The following is a 1,947-nucleotide window of genomic DNA, read 5'->3' on the forward strand; positions in this document are numbered from 1 at the left end:
TCGCGGGCGCGCAAAACCCTCAATGACCTGGGATTTAATCGTCTAAGAGACGGTGAGATTTCAGGTCATTTTGCGAAACTACGCAGAAAAGGACGCACAGAAGGACGGTCTGTTTTCTCGAAACGGTGGATTTCGTCGTCCTCGTCATCGCTGCTGAGGTTGAGGTGTCGTCCCCGTTATGTGGCGACGGGGGCTTGGGCAGAGGAGTTGTCTTCCGAGCTCCTATGACTGTGCTTACCTTCGAATTGGGCTGGGTGTAGTGCGCGTCGTGCGCCAGCCTCGGTTTTGTTGCATTGTTATAACGATTTGCGTGGGCGGGCCCAAAGATGGCTCTTTGTTCCTGGACCGGATCTACGATCATGTCTGATGCGCGGCGGCGCTTAACTCAACTCGGACTCTGAGGGCCCTCATTGACCATGCTGAGAGGAAGAGCGCCTTTACGTGATCTGTTCTGTGGAGTTTGGCTGCTGTTGAGGCTAGGCGACCGGGATGGTGGCGTGCAGCGTTGACCTGGTCTCGAATGTCTAGGCCTCGATCGTTTCTTTGTTTTTGAACTCCCTCTCTCTTTCACCCGGACAATCCCCCAAGTAAAAGGACGAATGAAGTGAAAGCTGCCCACAAGCTGGCAGGGGCGCTCCTTGCCTGTGTCCTCATGTTCACCGCCGCTGGTTGCGGCTCCGATACCTCTTCTACTGAGACGAGCTCTGCTGTGAAGACGGTGAAGACGGAAAAGCCCACGCCTGAAGCCCAGAAGACTGAGGCGCCGAAACCTGCAAAGGCTACGGAGCTTCCTCGGCCTATGAAGGACGCTCTTGCGGAAGCGAGGGCTGCGGCTAAGAGGGCTGGAACTCGAGTGGAAAAGCCTGAGGGCGACACTCCAGTGAAGACTGAGAGTAAAAACCCCGAGGAGAAGCCTGAGGCCAAGGTTCAATCTTCTAAGAAAGCGAAGGTCTCGAAGAAGAGCGAGTCGAAGCCTGAAAAGAAGGTCTCGAAGAAGAGTGAGTCGAAGCCGGAGAAGAGGGTCTCGAAGTCAGAGCGCCAATCTTCGATGACTCACAGCACGTCTGAGTCTCAGAAGAGCACTTCTACCAAGACGAGCAAATCTGGGGTGAAGAAGTCTTCGAAGGCATCAACGCGCAAGGATTCAACTCCAAAGTCTCAATCGCCCAAGAAGCGCAAGGAAGGCCATAAAAACACCGCACCCGTAAAGGAAGAAAAGAAAGAAAAGCAGGGCGGCGAAGAGAAACCTCGTAGGAAAATGTATATGCAACCCGACGGGAACTGGGGTTACACTCCCCCTCCTGAGAACACTTACCACGGTCCCGATGGACCTTGCCGTGGTATGCGCGGCTGCGTCCCCGGTAACTGACCCCAATTAAACCCAACCACAAACCCCTCCTCAGCCCCAAAGCCCGAGGAGGGGTTTTCTCTCTCACAAAAGGACACCACTAATGAAACGACGTACCCCTGCTCACGATGCTTCCCCTGACGGCGCTCATCACCCTCACAGCCTGCGGCCCCTCGGTCACTGGTGAGGATGAGGACGTCACGAAGAAGGCTGAAGAGTTCTCCTTGCGCGTCTTCGCGCGCCCGATGCTCGACCTCGCAGAGGGTCGCGAGGGCCACACGCAGTTCTCCACGCTCACGACCTCGGCCTTCTATGACCTCTATGAGAAGGATCAGAAGCTCGCGTGGACGTGGATGGAGAAGGCCATGAGCCTCCAACCGGAGAACCCTGCTGTGGCTGAGGCAGGCCCGAACGAGATCGCTGAGGCGCTCAGGCAAATTGGGGCTCCGCGATGGCGATGGGCCCTTGGGCCATAAGACTCTATCGACCATTAGCATCGGCAAGGCTGTCATGAGTCGCGACAAGCTGGACGGACCGGCATCCCAGTTGTTTTGTTCTGGGGTGCCGGTTTTGTTTATTTGGGGTGAAGTGGTGGGTCG

Annotated in this window: 2 protein-coding genes; both read left to right on the top strand. The window is 56.1% G+C overall.

What is annotated here, in order from left to right:
• Window positions 1-604: 604 nt before the first annotated feature.
• Window positions 605-1,369 (top strand): hypothetical protein, encoded by a 765-nt coding sequence (locus M3B90_RS09565; protein ID WP_259890154.1) that lies wholly within the window; start codon window positions 605-607, stop codon window positions 1,367-1,369.
• Window positions 1,370-1,476: 107 nt separating this feature from the next.
• Window positions 1,477-1,824 carry a hypothetical protein gene (locus tag M3B90_RS09570; protein WP_259890155.1) on the top strand — a complete coding sequence of 116 codons (348 nt, stop codon included), beginning with the start codon at window positions 1,477-1,479 and terminating at the stop codon, window positions 1,822-1,824.
• The last annotated feature ends 123 nt before the right edge of the window (window positions 1,825-1,947 follow it).

This window comes from Dermabacter sp. p3-SID358, from assembly GCF_025147465.1.
Taxonomy (GTDB): Bacteria; Actinomycetota; Actinomycetes; order Actinomycetales; family Dermabacteraceae; genus Dermabacter.

Bases quoted from the DNA above. Each gene is read 5' to 3' on its own strand.
- M3B90_RS09570 (WP_259890155.1), top strand. From the start codon at position 1,477: ATGCTTCCCCTGACGGCGCTCATCACCCTCACAGCCTGCGGCCCCTCG.